The 17,473-nt window shown below is 43.6% G+C and carries 14 protein-coding genes; 6 read left to right on the top strand and 8 right to left on the bottom strand.

Features of this window, described 5'->3' with window-relative positions; genetic code table 11:
* Positions 1-12 precede the first annotated feature (12 nt).
* The 4 genes from M3085_RS12420 (at position 13) to M3085_RS12405 (ending at position 6,637) form a co-directional block, all read left to right on the top strand.
* Entirely contained in the window at positions 13-3,030 is a 3,018-nt protein-coding gene (locus M3085_RS12420; protein ID WP_191709883.1) for a SusC/RagA family TonB-linked outer membrane protein, read from the top strand.
* Positions 3,031-3,056: 26 nt separating this feature from the next.
* On the top strand, positions 3,057-4,739 hold the full coding sequence (locus tag M3085_RS12415; RefSeq protein WP_191709884.1) for a RagB/SusD family nutrient uptake outer membrane protein: 1,683 nt from the start codon (positions 3,057-3,059) through the stop codon (positions 4,737-4,739).
* 39 nt (positions 4,740-4,778) lie between these two features.
* Entirely contained in the window at positions 4,779-5,657 is an 879-nt protein-coding gene (locus M3085_RS12410; RefSeq protein ID WP_306666766.1) for a discoidin domain-containing protein, read from the top strand.
* 131 nt (positions 5,658-5,788) lie between these two features.
* Positions 5,789-6,637, top strand: a complete 849-nt coding sequence (locus M3085_RS12405) for a family 16 glycosylhydrolase (protein WP_249053156.1) — start codon at positions 5,789-5,791, stop codon at positions 6,635-6,637.
* 82 nt (positions 6,638-6,719) lie between these two features.
* On the opposite strand, the gene M3085_RS12400 is transcribed toward M3085_RS12405, so the two are convergent.
* Positions 6,720-6,974, bottom strand: a complete 255-nt coding sequence (locus tag M3085_RS12400) for a type B 50S ribosomal protein L31 (protein ID WP_178255657.1) — start codon at positions 6,972-6,974, stop codon at positions 6,720-6,722.
* Between the two features lie 370 nt (positions 6,975-7,344).
* The gene (gene lptB, locus M3085_RS12395) at positions 7,345-8,163 is read right to left on the bottom strand and encodes an LPS export ABC transporter ATP-binding protein (protein WP_191709886.1); all 819 of its coding nucleotides are present in this window, start codon (positions 8,161-8,163) and stop codon (positions 7,345-7,347) included.
* Between the two features lie 153 nt (positions 8,164-8,316).
* Between lptB and M3085_RS12390 the strand changes: the two genes are divergently transcribed.
* The gene (locus M3085_RS12390) at positions 8,317-9,060 is read left to right on the top strand and encodes an MlaE family ABC transporter permease (RefSeq protein WP_178255655.1); all 744 of its coding nucleotides are present in this window, start codon (positions 8,317-8,319) and stop codon (positions 9,058-9,060) included.
* Positions 9,057-9,824, top strand: coding sequence for an ABC transporter ATP-binding protein (locus M3085_RS12385; protein WP_249053155.1), 768 nt, complete (start codon positions 9,057-9,059; stop codon positions 9,822-9,824). Before M3085_RS12390 ends, M3085_RS12385 begins: the two co-directional genes overlap by 4 nt.
* A gap of 97 nt (positions 9,825-9,921) precedes the next feature.
* On the opposite strand, the gene der is transcribed toward M3085_RS12385, so the two are convergent.
* The 6 genes from der to M3085_RS12355 all read right to left on the bottom strand — a co-directional run bounded on the left by der (position 9,922) and on the right by M3085_RS12355 (position 17,434).
* Positions 9,922-11,235 carry a ribosome biogenesis GTPase Der gene (gene der / locus M3085_RS12380; protein WP_178255653.1) on the bottom strand — a complete coding sequence of 438 codons (1,314 nt, stop codon included), beginning with the start codon at positions 11,233-11,235 and terminating at the stop codon, positions 9,922-9,924.
* A 34-nt stretch (positions 11,236-11,269) separates the two neighbouring features.
* Positions 11,270-12,151, bottom strand: a complete 882-nt coding sequence (era, locus tag M3085_RS12375) for a GTPase Era (protein WP_178255652.1) — start codon at positions 12,149-12,151, stop codon at positions 11,270-11,272.
* An 82-nt stretch (positions 12,152-12,233) separates the two neighbouring features.
* Positions 12,234-13,238, bottom strand: a complete 1,005-nt coding sequence (locus M3085_RS12370; protein WP_178255661.1) for a beta-ketoacyl-ACP synthase III — start codon at positions 13,236-13,238, stop codon at positions 12,234-12,236.
* 112 nt (positions 13,239-13,350) lie between these two features.
* A complete protein-coding gene (rpmF, locus tag M3085_RS12365) occupies positions 13,351-13,536 on the bottom strand; it encodes a 50S ribosomal protein L32 (protein WP_178255651.1) in 186 nt (61 codons plus the stop codon).
* A 13-nt stretch (positions 13,537-13,549) separates the two neighbouring features.
* The gene (locus tag M3085_RS12360; protein ID WP_178255650.1) at positions 13,550-14,062 is read right to left on the bottom strand and encodes a YceD family protein; all 513 of its coding nucleotides are present in this window, start codon (positions 14,060-14,062) and stop codon (positions 13,550-13,552) included.
* 261 nt (positions 14,063-14,323) lie between these two features.
* Positions 14,324-17,434: a glycoside hydrolase family 2 TIM barrel-domain containing protein gene (locus M3085_RS12355; protein WP_249053154.1), complete on the bottom strand. Its 3,111-nt coding sequence runs from the start codon at positions 17,432-17,434 to the stop codon at positions 14,324-14,326.
* Positions 17,435-17,473: the final 39 nt, after the last annotated feature.

Below are 17,473 nucleotides of genomic sequence, written 5' to 3'. Positions count from 1 at the left end.
AAACAGAAAACAATGAAGAAAAAGATATTGGCTTTGACTATGCTGGCATACATGGGTGTGCAAGTTATGGCTCAAGAAGAGAATAATATTACCGGCATGATACTTGACAGAGCCGGAAATCCTGTTTCGGGAGCGGCTGTCAGTATCGTCGGACAACCCGGTAGTTTGGTGTCAACAGACGCTACGGGTAAATTTGAAATTTCAGCGGCAAAGGATGATAAACTTCAAATTCTGACGCCTTATGATGCTACGAAAACAGTAGATGTAGAGCCCGGAAAAACCATGATAATTGTTATGGATTTGTCATCAGAGAAGGTGAACTATGGGTTCGGGTTGAATCAGACTTTCGCCGAATCAACGGGAGCTGTTTCAACTGTTTACAGTAATAAAATAGATAACCGTTCTTCGTATACGTTGGGAAATTCGATGTACGGAAACGTAGCAGGATTAACAACCCTTCAGAAGACTGGGGTAATGTGGGAACAGATACCTTCGATGTTTATTCGCGGACAGAAAACGCTAAATGGGAATAATGGCATCTTGATTGTGGTCGATGGATTGGAACGAGACAATGCATATAATGTGTTACGTTACCTGAATCCTGAAGAAGTAGAGTCAGTAAGTGTTTTGCGCGATGCTGCTGCCATTGCGCTGTATGGCTATAAAGGTGTAAACGGAGTATTGAATATCGTTACGAAGCGGGGAAAATACAAATCGAGGGAAATCAGTTTCTCGTATGATCACGGTTTTACTTACCAGAACCGTTTGCCCGAAATGGCGGATGCCTATACTTATGCACGTGCCATGAACGAGGCGTTGGCGAACGACGGCAGGTCGCCACGTTATACACGGGACGAACTGAATGCTTTTAAAAGCGGTAAATACCCGTATTATTACCCTAACGTAAACTGGTGGGATGAGGTATACAGAGATCGTGGAAAATCCGATATTGCTACGCTTACTTTCCGTGGAGGAGCTTCAAAGATACGTTATTTTACGATGTTGAATTTGCAGAATGGACGGGGATTTATAAACAATGCTAATTCGAATGAAGGCTTTTCAACACAAGAAAAATATTCAAAGGCTAATCTTCGCAGCAATTTGGACATTGATTTGACTCCGAAGACCAAACTTCAAGTTAACATAATGGGTACGTTGAATGAGTTCAGCCGTCCCGGTCTTGGTTCAGATGATTTGATAGGAAAACTTTATACCACTCCTGCTGCGGCATTTCCCATTCGTACGGAAAGCGGTTTGTGGGGAGGTAACACCACATGGACAGGATGGGCAAACCCTGTAGCTTTGACACAAGGCAGAGGCTACTCAAAAGGGCATACGCTTGGCCTATGGGCAGATATGACTTTAAGGCAGGATTTGTCTTCCATTACTGAAGGTTTGGGTGCATCTTTCCGTATGGGATATGATAATGTGGCATCTTATTGGGAAGATCATACGATGGAGTATCGATACGGAAGTACGTCGGTTACCGGATGGGAAAACGGAGAACCTTCTTCGTTTGCTGACTATGAAGCTGGAAAGGATACAGAAATGGCAGGTGGCAGTAAATTAGACTGGCAGTATCGTTCGTTTAATTTCATGGCAAATGTAGATTGGACTCGCCAGTTTGGAGACCATAAAATCTATACCACGTTGATGTATACTTATAAATACGATAATAACGTTAATATAAACTCTACTTTATACCATTGTAACTGGTCATGGTATACTCACTATGGCTTTAATAACCGTTATTTCTTGGATTTTGCTTTGGTCGCTTCGGCTTCTAATTTGTTGGAAACAGGTAATCAATGGCATGTTTCACCTACTGTTGGTTTAGCATGGAATCTGACAAACGAAGATTTTATGAAAGATGTTTCATGGTTGAATTTCTTGAAACTGCGTGGTTCGTTCGGAATCATTAACACTGACAATATTCCTTATAACGGTTATTGGAACACTACTATGAACGGAAGTGGAGGAGGATATCCTATTCAGGATGATTTCGGAAACGGAGGAGCTTGGCAAGAAGGTCAGCTTCCTTCATTGGGCGGAACTACAGAAAAAGGATATAAGTATAATGTCGGAATTGATGCTACTTTGTTTAATGGACTTACTTTGATGGTTGACGGATTCTACGAAAGACGCCAAGATATATGGGTATATACTGGCGGTAATGTTTCATCAATACTGGGAGCAACGTCTTCTTATGCGAATGCAGGTATAGTTGACAGCAAAGGTGTTGAAGTTGGTGTTGATTATACGAAGCGATTCGGAGATTTCCGCTTGAATTTGGGAGGTAACTTCAGTTTTACTAAAAACATTATCAAAGAACAATTGGAAGAGCCGAAAGCTTACGACTATTTGTATAGTACGGGAAAACCTGTCGGACAAATATTCGGATATCAAGCCGTTGGTTACTTTATAGATCAAGCAGATATTGATAACAGTCCCGAACAGCAATTTGGTGCGGTAAGTCCGGGCGATGTTAAGTATAAAGACCAAAATGGTGACGGTGTGATTAATGAGTTTGACCAAGTTGCTTTGGGATATAATTCCAGTGTACCCGAAATTTATTATGGTTTCAGCATCGGTGCAGAATGGAAAGGAATAGGTTTCAATGTTGATTTTCAAGGATTGGGGAATTATACGTCTTGGACAACGCTGAGTGGACTTTACCGTCCGCTGACTAATGGCAATACAATTTCCAATTACTATTATGCCAACCGTTGGACACCTGAAACCCCGAATGCACGTTATCCTCGTTTGTCTACTGAAACGGTTCAGAATAATAACCAAAACAGTTCCGTATGGCTTGAAAATGGTGCATTCTTAAAGTTGCGTAACTGTGAGGTATATTACAAATTGCCTCATTCGCTTATTAGTAAATGGCATTTGAATACGGCAAAAGTATACGTAAGAGGAGTTGACTTATTCTGTTGGGACCATATCAACGAAATAGACCCGGAATCACTTAGCAACGGTATACCTACCACGCGCTCTATTAACGTAGGTCTATCTATCGGATTCTAATATTAACCTAATTAAAGAAAAAACTTATGAAGTTGAAAAACATATTATTCGGATTAGCTTGTATGTCGTTCATGGCTTCATGCGCAGATTTGGATTATCGTGAATATACAACGTACGACAAAAGCTATGTATTTACTGATTTCGGACGAACCGGAGCGGTAGTGACTAATATTTACAGCTACTTGGATTCCGATCTTCCAGCAGACGGCTCGTTATGTTCTGCTTGTGATGAGTCTGAATATGCTTGGAGTTGGTCTACAGTACTTGGGTATACAGACGGACGCTGGAGTTCGACTAACGCTTACAGCCGTTGGAGTTTTGAGGGAATTCGTAAAGCTAATTTTTTCTTGGAAGAATCGGTTAACGCAGATTTTTCAGAATTGCGCTTTGACAAGAATTATGAAGCCGAAATGAAACGTTTCAATCGTTATCAGTATGAGGTCCGATTTTTACGTGCCTATTTCTACTTTAATTTGGCTCGGGCATACGGAGATGTACCTCTTATAACGAAAGTCTTGACGGAAGAAGAAGCTAATCAGGTCTCTCGTACTCCTGTGGCAGAGGTATTCGATTTTATAGTAAAAGAATGTGACGATATTGCTGATGAACTTCCGGTGGATTATACCAAGTTGGAGAATGATGCGGCCAATGGAACAAGTCCTGAAACCGGACGTATCACCAAGCAAGCAGTTTTGGCTTTGAAAGCCCGCACTTTATTGTATTGGGCGAGTCCTTTGTTTAACGAAGACAATGATCCAACATTGTGGCAACGTGCAGCACAAGCCAGTAAGGATGTTCTTGATTTTTGTGATGCAAATAATATACAATTAGGTAAATACTCTGAAATATGGGGTACAGAGAATTATAAAGCCAAAGAAATGATATTTGTACGCCGTATCGGTGATACTAACTCGCCGGAAACGACAAATTTCCCTGTTGGAATGGAGAATGGAAATTCAGGCAACTGTCCGTCTCAAACGTTAGTAGATGCTTATGAAATGCAGGCAACAGGAAAGGCTTGGAATGAAGAAGGCAGCGGTTATGATGCTAACAATCCGTATAGTGGACGCGATCCTCGATTGGGAATGACAATTGCTGTTAATGGTGATAAATGGCCGGATACTAATCCTAATCCGTTGGAAACATATACAGGCGGACGAAATGCTCTTCCTATAGCAGGAGCTACTCCTACGGGATATTATCTGAAAAAATATTTGGATAGTACCACAGATATCAGTTCGTCAACAGGAAGCGGCGGAAAGCGTCACAGTTGGGTTACTTTCCGATTAGGAGAATTTTATCTTAATTATGCAGAAGCTGTATTTAATTATTTGGGATCAGCCGATGCTACCGATGCTGTTTTTACAATGTCTCCGGTAGAAGCTGTGAATAAAGTACGCAATCGTGAGGATGTGAAGATGCCAGATTTCCCATCGGGAATGTCTGCCGATGAATTTATTCAGAAATATCGTCGGGAACGTATGGTAGAGTTGGCATTTGAAGGTCATCGTTTTTGGGATGTCAGAAGATGGAAAGATGGAGATTCGCAGAAGAACATTATAGAAATGCAGATTACAAAAAATGGTGATAACTATACATATAAGCGCGTTACTAAGTCTCGTTACTGGAATGATAAAATGTATTTGTTCCCGATTCCGGACAGCGAAATGCGTAAGAATCCGAATTTGACTCAAAATCCGGGATGGTGATGAGATAACTTTTATGTTGAACATCAAAATAGTAATTGTATGATGAAACTGAAATATATAATACCGATGCTGGCTGCTGTGTGGATGGGAGTTAGCTGTGATGATAAATTAGAATCCTTTGAGATGCAGGGGTATGAAGGAATTCCTGCGCCAGTTGAGGGAATGACTTCAGAAGCTTTGCCCGGACAAATCCAATTAAATTGGACTGTTCCTGAAGTGGCAGAATATGCTTATATAAAAATATGGTATGAAGATCCATTGCAAAAAGAAACGATTTATAAGATTGTTTCGCCGGGAACAACTGAAATGCTTATAGACGATACCCGTGCCCGTTTTGGGGAATATGAAATTTTTTATCAGACTTTTAATATTCATGATGAAGGAGGAGAGATCAAATCGATTAAGGCTGTTTCGGGAGCTGCTCCTGCTACCTATACTTTAAGGAAATGTAATGTTACGGTCGATATGTTGAGTACGAACGCGCAAGAACCTACTGAGGGACCGATTGCGAATCTTGTAGATGGGAATAAGGGGAGCTTTTTCCACACTCGTTGGAATGAGCCTTTGATTCCGCTGCCGCATTATGTGCAGATTGATTTTGCCGAACCTCATGGAGATTTTGTAGTGAGTTATGTAAACCGAAGTGATAATACATGGACTACGGACGGACGTCCTACGGAAGTCGAACTGCAAATCAGTAATGATGGAGAGAAGTGGGAAACTATTACTACATTGACCGGTCTCCCCACAAGTGCTGGTAGTGAATATACATCGGATTATATCATGCCGGGCAAAACGTTTACTTATTTCCGTTTTAACGTAATCGCTACTTCGGGTAATACCAGTTACTTCAATATGGCAGAGCTTACGATGTCGGATTTGGAAGTGTACGACCCCGAAACAGTACCGTTGGAATAAGTTGGACGTGCTTGTGATATGAGTTTGTTAATTCATTTTCGATGTGAGCAGAAGGAGGGGATTGAAAAGTTCCCTTCTTTTGTTTTTGGAAAACCTGCTACATTTTTATACTTTTGGACAAAACTGAGAATATGAAACATTTGCGATTACTTTATAGCTTGGCGTTTGCCGCACTTTTTGCGCCGGCTCAATCCCAAGAAAATTACAAGTTGGTGTGGAGCGATGAGTTCGAGGTCGATGGGAGGCTGGACTCTACGGTGTGGAACTATGAAAACGGATATGCGCGTAACGAAGAATTACAGTGGTATCAGCCCGATAATGCCTTTTGTAAGGATGGGTTGCTGATAATCGAAGCACGGAAAGAGAGGCGGAAAAATCCGTTATATCAGGCTGGAGAAGGAGGCGATTGGCGCACTTCGAGGGAGTTTGTAGAATGTACTTCTTCATCGGTGACAACTGCCGGCAAGAAGGAATTTCTGTATGGAAGGGTGGTTGTCCGTGCACGCATTCCCGTAGGTAAGGGTGCGTGGCCTGCTATTTGGATGTTGGGCGCTTCGATGGAATGGCCCTCTAACGGAGAAATCGACATTATGGAATTTTATCGGAAACAGGGTGTACCTCATATTTTAGCCAATGCTGCATGGGGAACAGACCAAAAATGGGTGGCAAAATGGAATAGCAAAGCCATTCCTTTCAGCCATTTCTTGTCGCAGAACCCTGATTGGGCTTCGGAGTTTCATATTTGGCGTATGGACTGGGACGAAGAAGCCATCCGGATTTATTTGGATGATGAGCTGCTGAACGAAATTTTGCTGAAAGATACTTATAACGGTACGATAGGGGAAGGGAAAAATCCGTTTATGCAGCCTCAATATTTGTTGCTGAACTTGGCTGTGGGAGGTATCAACGGCGGACCTGTGTCGGAGAACGCTTACCCTATGCGTTACGAAATAGATTACGTGAGAGTTTATCAGAAATAGCGGGAGAGGACGCAACATAAACAAAAAGAGGATAGACCTTTCAACAGGTTTATCCTCTTTTTGTATGGCTAAAAACCGATTTTTATTTTTTCATGCGGTTACCGTAGCGGCTCATGAACTTATCAACACGTCCTGCGGTGTCTACCAGTTTAGACTTACCTGTGTAGAACGGGTGTGAGCTGCTTGAAATTTCCAACTTAACCAACGGATAAGTTTCGCCTTCGAACTCGATTGTGTCTTTAGTGGCACAAGTAGAACGAGACAGGAACATGTCGCCGTTTGACATGTCTTTAAATACTACCGGGCGGTAGTTTTCAGGATGAATGCCTTTTTTCATTTCAGTATATACTTTTATTGTTATTATTTGCTATATACGGTAACACTTTTTCTGTAAAGTGTGTAATGGTCTGTTTCGGGTTGCAAAGATACAGCTTTTGCTTGAATTAGAAAAACTTTTACCGCTTAAAAATATTTTTTATTTTTTATGTGCCCATCTTATGGGGGGAGCCGCTGGACTTATTGAAACTTTCCTGCCCGCCGAATGTATGGGCAAGAGTTATCCCTGTTGTCCCCCCCCGAAAACGCTACCGTTAGTGTTATCCATTTCATGCGGATGCGTTAACCATTTCTACCCATAGCGTTCACCGGTTCTATGGGTAGCGTTTTTCATGCCTCTGACCAATCCGGATAACGGCTTCCACAGCCGGTTATTCCCGGTTGTCTTTCAGTTGGAAATCTTTACGGCGAAGTACGAAACTGTTGCTGAGGTATTTTTCACGCACGATTTTGTTTTCAGCCAGTTCTTCCGGGGTTCCCTGAAACAGAATCTTTCCCTCGAACAGCAGGTAGGCGCGGTCGGTGATGCTCAGCGTTTCCTGTACGTTATGGTCGGTAATCAGAATACCGATGTTTTTGTCCTTCAGTCGCCATACGATGTGCTGGATATCCTCTACGGCAATCGGGTCGACTCCGGCAAACGGCTCGTCGAGCATGATAAACTTCGGGTCGATGGCAAGGCAGCGGGCGATTTCCGTACGCCGGCGTTCACCACCCGAAAGCTGGTCGCCTAAGTTTTTGCGGACTTTTTGCAGGCGGAACTCATTGAGCAGACTTTCCAACTTCTCTTTTTGGTATTCCACGGGCTTGTCGGTCAGTTCCAGTACCGAAGCGATATTGTCTTCTACGCTCATTTTGCGGAAAACCGAGGCTTCCTGTGCCAAATATCCTATTCCGTTTTGCGCACGCTTATACACGGGATACGATGTAATATCTTGGTTGTTAAGGTAAATGTGACCTTCGTTGGGGACAATCAATCCGGTTGTCATATAAAAAGAAGTCGTCTTGCCGGCTCCGTTAGGACCCAGCAATCCCACTATTTCCCCCTGTTTTACGTTGATGGAAACGTGGCTTACTACGGTACGCTTCCCGTACTTCTTTACCAGATTCTCGGTACGTAACACCATGCGCCCGTCTTCGGGAAGCTGGAATTCCTCTTGCTGTGTAGTTGGTTGGTTATCTTCTGCCATGGCCTAAAAAAGTGAGAGAATATTCTTCGTTTGATGTCGCAAAAGTAGTAAAAATCTTGGGTTATGTGGTAGTTCGGGCGAATTTCGCTTCATTTTTATAATAATATAGCTAAAAAGCCTTACTTTTGTACCAAATAATTTTGTGAAAACAATATGGTTAAGCCAATCACCACTTTAGGAAAGTATCTGATATTGATGGGGAGGGTGTTTTCCCGTCCCGAACGTGTCCGGATGTATTTCAAGCAATATGTCAGCGAAATGGCGCAACTGGGCATCAACTCCATCGGTATCGTGTTACTGATTTCGTTTTTTATCGGTGCAGTTATCTGTATCCAGATAAAATTGAATATCGAAAGCCCGTGGATGCCCCGTTTTGTAGTAGGGTATACCACACGTGAAATTTTGTTGTTGGAGTTCTCGTCTTCCATCATGTGTTTGATTTTGGCGGGAAAAGTGGGGTCGAACATCGCTTCCGAAATCGGAACAATGCGCGTAACCCAGCAGATAGACGCGCTTGAAATCATGGGAATCAATTCGGCTTCTTACCTGATTCTGCCCAAGATACTCGGACTGATGACAATGATTCCCTTCTTGGTGGTATTCAGTATTTTTGCGGGTATTTTCGGTGCGTTTTGTACGGCATGGTTCGGCGGCATCATGAATGCGACCGATTTGGAATACGGTTTGCAGTACATGTTTGTAGAATGGTACATTTGGTGCAGTTTCATCAAATCACTGTTTTTTGCATTTATCATAGCCAGCGTTTCGGCGTATTTCGGCTATACGGTAGAAGGAGGCTCTATCGCCGTGGGTAAGGCAAGTACCGACTCGGTAGTGTCGAGCAGCGTGCTGATATTGTTTTCCGATTTAATACTTACTCAACTGTTAATGGGATGATAGAACTGAAATCTGTAAGCAAGTCGTTCGAGGGGCGTACCGTCCTCGACAATATAAATTTTTCTTTTGAAAACGGGAAAACCAATCTGATTATCGGTCAGAGCGGTTCGGGAAAAACCGTGCTGATGAAGTGTATCGTGGGGCTGCTTACCCCGGAACAGGGCGAAGTGCTTTACGACGGCAGGGACTTTATCCACATGAATAAGAAGGAAAAACGATCGTTGAGGCGCGAAATGGGGATGATATTCCAAAGCGCCGCGCTGTTCGACTCTCTGTCTGTGTTAGAGAACGTGATGTTTCCGCTCGATATGTTTTCGAACGCTACCTACCGCGAGCGTGTGAAGCGTGCACAGTTCTGCCTTGACCGTGTGAACCTGATTGATGCGCAAAACAAATATCCGGGTGAGATAAGCGGCGGTATGCAGAAGCGTGTGGCGATTGCCCGTGCCATCGTGTTGCAGCCTCAGTATCTTTTCTGCGACGAACCTAATTCGGGGCTCGACCCTAAAACGTCGTTGGTTATCGACGAACTGATACATGGTATTACCACGGAATATAACATGACCACCATCATCAATACCCACGATATGAACTCGGTGATGGGTATCGGCGAAAGTATTCTCTACATCTATCAGGGACATAAAGAGTGGGAAGGTACTAAAGATGATGTGTTTACCGCCACTAACGAGCGCTTGAACAACTTTATTTTTGCTTCCGACCTGTTGCGGAAAGTAAAGACGGAGGAGAACAAAGAGAAAAAATAAATTATACGGCTTTGAGGCTCAAAGGAAAGGCGGCAAAACAATGAGATGAAAATCTCTTGCTTTGCCGCCTTTCTTTTGTTATAGAAGGATAAAAATCTTACTTCTGTCGGATGAAGATATTGATCGGAGTTCCCGACAGTTTCCAGCGTTCGCGTATTTTGTTTTCCAAGAATCGGCGGTACGGTTCTTTCACGTACTGCGGAAGGTTGGCAAAGAATACAAACGATGGAACCCGCGTATTGGGAAGCTGGGTAATGTATTTGATTTTGATATACTTCCCTTTGTTTGAAGGAGGCGGATATGCCTCTATCAGCGGGAGCAGCTCCTCGTTCAGTCGGGCTGTCGGGATGCGGGTATTGCGTGCTTTATACACTTCCTGCGCAGACTCTAATACCTTAAAGATACGTTGCTTGGTGAGTGCCGAAGCAAATATTATCGGGAAGTCGGTAAACGGAGCGAGGCGCTTGCGCACAGCGTCTTCATAAGTCTTCATGGTCTTGTTAGACTTTTCTTCCACCAAGTCCCATTTGTTGATAACTACCACAAGCCCTTTCTGATTGCGCAATACCAGTGAGAATATATTCAAGTCTTGGCTCTCTATGCCCCGTGTGGCATCCAGCATCAGGATACACACGTCAGAGTTTTCGATAGAACGGATAGAGCGTACCACCGAATAATACTCCAAATCTTCGGTTACTTTATTCTTCTTGCGGATACCGGCAGTATCTACCAAGTAAAAGTTGAACCCGAATTTGTCATAACGTGTGTAAATCGAATCGCGTGTGGTTCCCGCAATTTCGGTTACGATATTACGGTCTTCGCCGATGAAAGCATTGATGATAGACGATTTTCCTGCATTAGGACGTCCTACAACAGCAAAACGGGGAATGTCATCCTCCAATATTTCGCCGGTCTCTTTGCGGAATTTGCTTAAAATCAGGTCGAGTAAATCGCCCGTTCCGCTTCCGCTCAAGGCAGAGATACAAAATGGGTCTCCTAATCCCAGCGAATAAAATTCTGCTGCATTATATTGTAAGTCGTTGTTGTCGGTCTTGTTGGCAACCACAATGATTGGAGTTTTAGAGCGGCGTAAGATGTTCGCCACCTCCAAGTCGAGGTCTGTAATTCCATTAACGATGTCTACCACAAATAAAATAACATCGGCTTCATCTATAGCCAACATTACCTGCTTGCAGATTTCTTCTTCGAATACGTCGTCAGAGTTTACCACCCATCCTCCGGTGTCTACTACTGAAAACTCTTTACCTAACCATTCACATTTACCGTATTGACGGTCGCGGGTTGTACCGGCCTGTTCGTTTACGATAGCCTGACGGCTTTGCGTCAGACGGTTAAACAGTGTCGACTTTCCCACATTGGGGCGTCCTACAATAGCTACTAAATTTCCCATATTTTCTATACTTTGTGCGGCTTCGCAGCCGGTATTAATCTAATTGATAGCCAAAGTTTTTTAATTCCTTATCAGAGTTTCGCCAGTCTTTATCCACTTTGACGAACGTTTCAAGGTAAATCGATTTCTGGAAGAAATGTTCCAGTGTTTTGCGTGCTTCGGTAGAAACCTTTTTCAGCGCCTTTCCTTGATGTCCGATGATGATTCCTTTTTGCGATTCGCGTTCAACGTAGATAACGGCATTGATATGGATACTTTTGGCTTCTTCTTTGAATTTCTCTACGACAACTTCTACAGAGTAAGGAATTTCTTTGTCGTAATACAGCAAAATCTTTTCGCGGATGATTTCAGTGACAAAGAAACGTGCCGGCTTGTCCGTCCATTGGTCTTTTCCGAAGTAAGGAGGTGAGTCGGGAAGCAGGCTTTTGATGCGTTTCATTACTGCATCGACGTTGAATTTTGCTTTTGCCGAAATCGGGATGATTTCAGCTTTTGGCAACATTTCGTGCCATTCATCGACCAGCTTTATCAGATTTTCTTGATTCGTCAGGTCGATTTTGTTGATTAACAACAAAACGGGGATGTCCAGTTTAAGCACTTTCTCCATAAACTCAGAGTTCTTGTCTGGCTTTTCGATTGTATCGGTCACATACAGTAACACATCGGCATCTGTCAACGCCGATTCCGAAAAATTCAACATAGACTCTTGGAGCTTGTAGTTAGGCTTCAATACTCCCGGCGTATCGGAAAAGACGATCTGCATATCGTCAGTATTGAGTATTCCCATGATACGGTGACGGGTAGTTTGTGCCTTGAACGTTGCAATGGAAATTCGCTCTCCTACGAGCAAATTCATCAGGGTAGACTTACCGACATTCGGATTGCCTACGATATTTACAAACCCGGCTTTGTGCATAATCTTTGTTTATTTTTGTTTGCCGACAAAAAAACGCATCGGGTTGGGATGCGTTTTTTATGTGCGTTGGTTATTTCCTTTTTTATTTTTTAGTACCGTCATAACCCCATTTCACGTAAGTGGCTCCCCAAGTAAATCCGGCGCCGAATGCGGTGAAAATGATGTTGTCTCCTTTTTTCAACTGGCTTTCATAGTCCCACAAACAAAGCGGAAGTGTTCCGGCGCTGGTATTACCGTAACGCTGTATGTTAATCATTACTTTATCTAATGGAACTTCAAGGCGAGAAGCTACTGCGTCAATGATACGCAAGTTCGCCTGATGAGGAACAATCCAGTCGATATTATCTTTATTCAGCCCGTTTCTTTCTGCGATAGCTGCTGTTACGTCCGACATGTTTGATACGGCATATTTGAACACCGTTCTACCTTCTTGGTGCAGATAGTGCATCTTATTGGCTATTGTGAAATAAGAAGGAGGACAAACCGAGCCGCCGGCTGCCATGTGAAGGAAAGGAAGTCCTTTACCGTCTGTGCGCAGAATAGAATCCATGATACCGTAATCTTCAGTGGTGGCTTCTACCATGCAGGCAGCAGCTCCGTCGCCGAAAATCGGACAAGTAGCACGGTCAGAGTAGTTGACCATAGACGACATTTTATCTGCGCCTACGATAATAACTTTTTTGCTTCTTCCGGATTGAATCATGCAAGCGGCAGTTTCCATAGCATATAAGAATCCGCTACATGCTGCCTGCAAATCGAATGCATAAGCATTTTTCAATCCCAGCTTGTCGCATAAGATAGAAGCTGTGGAAGGGAAATGATAGTCAGGAGTAGTGGTCGCAACAATTACGCAGTCGATAGAATCTGGGTCCGAATTTGTTCGTTGCATGAGTTGTTTGGCAGCTTTACGCGCCATGTAAGAAGTACCCAGTCCTTCTTCGTTGAGGATACGTCTTTCTTTTACTCCGATGCGTGTCATAATCCACTCATCGTTGGTATCGACCATTCTTGATAATTCTTCGTTTGTCAAAACATAGTCGGGTACATATCCGCCGATTCCTGTAATTACAGCATTGATTTTTTCCATCATTTCTAATGTTTGATAGTGTATTGAAAAAAAAGAAGCCGACAGAGCCGAAAGGCTCTCCGGCTTTATTCTTTCACCAACACGTTAAAGTGTCCAATGAAGTGCTTTTTATTTAGAGGGCTGCTTCTTTTACAATCGCAACTTTTCCTCTATAATAACCGCAAGCTCCACATACAGTGTGGTAAACGTGCCATTCGCCGCAGTTCGGGCAGATAGCTAAAGTAGGAGCAACTGCTTTGTCATGAGTTCTTCTCTTTGCAGTTCTCGTTTTTGACTGTCTTCTTTTAGGATGTGCCATTTTTCTAATTTATTTAATTGTTATCTAATATTTTCTTCAGTTCGTTCCAACGTGGGTCTATCTCGCCGCTTCCTTCTTCCTCGTCGGCAGGATAATCCTCTTCTTCGGTAACGTTGGTAGCCAAGTGTCTGCTCAAGGCTTCCGCCATTGCTTGGTTACATTCTCCGGGGGCATGTACGTGTTTCATCGGCAGGCTGAGCGCTACAAACTCATAAATAAACCATGCTATGTTGATGTAACCCTCCTCTTCGGGAACGATAACAATCTCGTCATCGTCTGCATACTCACTGCCAAGTTTTACTTTCAACGTTTCGTCGGTGTTGACCGGCAGCGTTAAATCATCCAGACAGCGGTCGCATGAAACCACCACATTGCCCTCAATGTGGAAATTCAATATATAAATGCCCATGCTTTTCTTTACGGAAAGTGATACCTTTAAATTACCTTTCTGTATCTCCGGGGCATCAATGTCGGTAAAGAATTGATTGGTCAGCGCATACTCATGCTGGCATGAGTCTTCACGCATGTTCTTTAATTCGATATTATATATATTGAGTTCTCCCACTTTGTAATGCCATAAAACTGGGCGACAAAGATACGAAGAATTATTTATTTAATCCAGTATTTCTACTTTTATTTCCTAAAAAATAACATAACTCAACAGAATAGCATGTCGGATTTCGTCTTATCGAGACTGATTTTTAAGCAGAAAAGCAACTGTCCGAAGTATAAGTTCCTCCGGCAGTTGCTTTTCGTCGTGTCGCTCTTATTCTGTTTTTGGTTAGAATTATTCGATGGCGATGCTGTGTTTAACAGGAGTCATGATGAACGTAAATTCATAGTCTCCATAAGGCAACATGTATTCATTCAGCGGTAAAGCTCCCCAACTGTTTACACATCCTAAGCCCATCTGTGCTTTATCAATCAAAACGTTTGTCAGGTCGGCTTCTTCTACTTCGTTGGAGTGTTCTTGACGTTTTTCCCAGCCTGAATCAAGCGATTCGATTGTATAGTGAAGGGCTGAAGCCGAGAACGGAGCTTCGGCGATGAATTGCAAGCCGCAACCTTCGTCATTTAATTGTTTCCACCAGCGGATGTCTGATTTCGTTCCGTTTTCTTGCGGGCGGATGTAGGCATAGAATTGGTCACTTACTTTTTGGTTGTAGATACCGAGGTCTGTCCATGTTTTGCGGTCGGCATAGTTTTCTATCGGTCCGCGTCCGTAATAAGAAATCTGCTCAAATGATTTCGGCATAACCAGTTGCATACCAAAGCGGAACAGGTTGGCTACTTTAGCTCCTTTGTCTGCTACCATTTTTTGGTTAACCTTTACAGCTCCTTTGTTATTGATGGTGTAAGTGAGGTAAAGTTTGGCAGATACGTTCTTCATGTCATATTCAGCAGAAACCACAATCTGGTTGTTTACCGATTCGCTCTTCAGTGAAACCAGTTTGATTCCCGGATTCTTCCAAGCTACGTATCTTTGCTGTAAGCCGGCTCCAAAGTCATTGTCGGTCGGTGCGCGCCAGAAGTTCGGTGTAAGCGCTGCTCCTTCTTTTATCATTTCCGTACCGTCTACGGTGTAGCGGTCGATATAGCCCGTAGCTTTGCTGAACTGGATGTTGAAGTTTTCACCGTTCACTTCCAGACAGTTGTAATTTGAGTCGTCTGTCTGAGGAGCAATAACGGCAAGATTACTTTCGGTAACGTTATTCAGTTCAAGTTTCGGAGCCTTGTATGGGTTCATCGTAAGCTGTGCTTTTGCTACAACATGTCCGGCAGGAATCAAGCCTTCGCGATTCTTCTGAACATACTTCACATTGAGCAGCCATTCGCCGCAGTTGCAGGTCTTTCCTAAATCAAGCTTCAGGGTTGCTGTTTGTCTCGGTGCGACGTTCAGTTTTTCTACCTGTCCGCTACGCATCACTTTGCCGTCTTTCAGCACTTCCCATTCCAAAGTATATGCCGAAAGGTCGCGGAAGAAATATTCGTTATACACTTTTATTTCGCCCTTGCTCAAATCGCCGGCAGTAGTCCAGATGTTTTGGTAATAGTAACCTACTTCATACATGTGTGGATTAGGTTTGCGGTCGGGGCTGATTAAGCCGTTGTCGCAGAAGTTGAAGTCGCTGGCATCGAAGCGGTTGAAATCGCCACCGTAGGCGTAAATCATTTTTCCGTTCTTGCCTGTCCAGCGGCATGACTGGTCTACAAAGTCCCAGATAAATCCGCCTTGATATTTCGGATATTTGCGCACCAAGTCCCAATATTCTTTAAATCCGCCTTCCGAGTTACCCATTGCATGTGCATATTCACACTGGATAAGCGGTTTCTGTTTGCTGTTGTCTTCGCAGTATTTTATACAGTTGTTGTAATCGTAATACATCGGGCAGAAGATATCTGTCTTTCCTGTTTGTCCGGCCTGTTCGTATTGAACCGGGCGGCTTGGGTCTTCCGCCTTAATCCAGTCGTAAGCCGCTTCAAAGTTAGGTCCGTATCCGGCTTCGTTTCCTAACGACCAGAAAATGATGCTGGGGTGGTTGAAGCTGCGCTGTACGTTACGCTGGTTACGTTCCATGTGGGCTTTTTTGTACGATGCGTTTTTTGCCAGCGTTTTATCGCCGTATCCCATTCCGTGCGATTCGATGTTGGCTTCGGCAACCATATATAATCCGTATTGGTCGCACAGGTCATACCAGAAATTATCGTCCGGATAATGGCAGGTACGTACGGCGTTCAGGTTAAACTGTTTCATTACCTGAATATCTTGAATCATGCGTTCGCGTGAAACGTAATATCCTCCGTCGGGGTCCATTTCGTGGCGGTTTGCACCTTTGAACAATACGGGCTTGCCGTTAACCAATACTTGTGAGTCTTTCAATTCTATTTTGCGGAATCCTACTTTGATGGGGATGACTTCGCTTATCGTGCTGCCGTTTTTCAGTGTGGCACGCAGGGTATAGAGGTAAGGAGTTTCGGCAGTCCATTTGTTCGGATTGTCAACGTTGATGGTAGTCGAAACTTTGCCCGAACCTTTTACTTCTGAAGTGGCTACCGTTTGGTTTTGTGCATCAAGAAGTTCGAGAGTCACGTTTCCGCTACCTTTCAGGCTGAGGTCAATGGCAAGTGAGCCGTTTTTATATTCGCTGTCCAGATCGGGAGTAACGCGGATATCATCGATGCGTTTTTTGTTGCGTGTATAAAGGTAGCAGTCGCGAGCCACGCCGGTATAGCGGAAAAAGTCTTGGTCTTCCAAGTAAGTACCGTCGCACCAGCGGAATACTTGAAATGCTATCACGTTCTTTTGTCCCGGTTTCAGGTAAGAGGTAAGGTCGAATTCGGCTTCCAGCTTGCTGTCTTCGCTGTAACCTACATATCTTCCGTTAACCCACAGATACATGTTCGAGCTTACAGCTCCGAAATGCGCTACAATGTCTTTGCCTTTCCAGTCGGCAGGAACTACGATTTCGCGGCGATAAGAGCCTACATGGTTTTTCTCCGTCGGAACATAAGGCGGATTACTTTCATATTGGTTTCTCCACGCATATCCGGTGTTTACATAAATGGGATCTCCGTATCCATTCAGTTCCCATACTCCCGGCACTTGCAGGTTATCCCAACCCTTGTCGTTGAAATCTGTTTTCCAAAAGTCAGTAGGGCGTGCGTCAGCGTTTTCCACCCAGAAAAACTTCCATGTTCCGTTCAGCGACATGAAGTTGCTTGATTTTTCTTTTACAGCCTGTGTTGCGGCTTCCGTAGTTTCGTAGGCGAAAAAGTTGGCGTGCATCGGGGCGCGGTTTACCGCATTTACCTCCGGGTCTTGCCATTCTTTGAAAGTCTGCCCGTTAGCAGCGAGGGTACATGCACCTAAAATGCCTAATAGAAATTGTTTTTTCATGATAAAAATTTAAGTTTTGTATAAATGTTTCGCCCACAA

Source organism: Bacteroides caecicola (assembly GCF_023337095.1).
Taxonomy (GTDB): Bacteria; Bacteroidota; Bacteroidia; order Bacteroidales; family Bacteroidaceae; genus Phocaeicola; species Phocaeicola gallinarum.
This window is presented reverse-complemented; position numbering and strand designations above follow the sequence as displayed.